Source organism: Achromobacter sp. SIMBA_011 (assembly GCF_046535435.1).
Lineage (GTDB): Bacteria > Pseudomonadota > Gammaproteobacteria > Burkholderiales > Burkholderiaceae_B > Achromobacter > Achromobacter dolens.
Map to the genome: position 1 here is coordinate 1 of NZ_JAWRWN010000119.1, position 362 is coordinate 362.

Annotated in this window: 2 protein-coding genes; both read left to right on the forward strand. The window is 60.2% G+C overall.

Features of this window, described 5'->3' with window-relative positions; genetic code table 11:
- Positions 1 to 155, forward strand: a 155-nt coding sequence (locus tag SB816_RS30185; protein ID WP_410548017.1) for an L-serine ammonia-lyase, iron-sulfur-dependent, subunit alpha, incomplete at its 5' end; no start/stop codon positions are given.
- Between the two features lie 15 nt (positions 156 to 170).
- Positions 171 to 362 (forward strand): FAD-dependent oxidoreductase (locus SB816_RS30190; protein ID WP_410548016.1); only part of this gene is annotated, 192 nt, incomplete at its 3' end.

Sequence of the window (362 nt, forward strand, 5' to 3'; positions counted from 1 at the left end):
TGAACGCGTCGCGCATGGCGCTCAAGGGTAACGGCCAGCACTACGTGTCGCTCGATTCGGTCATCAAGACGATGCGCGAGACCGGTGCCGACATGAAGACGAAATACAAGGAAACGTCGCGCGGCGGCCTCGCCGTGAACGTCATCGAATGCTAACGAAGGATCACTAACATGAGCCGCTACTCGATATTCAGCCTGTTCCGCAACGGCCTCTCGTATCACGAGAACTGGGAGAAGCAGTGGAAGAGCCCGGAACCGAAGAAGGAATACGACGTCGTGATCGTCGGCGGCGGCGGCCACGGCCTCGCGACCGCGTACTACCTCGCGAAGGAGCACGGCATCACCAACGTCGCGATCCTCGAG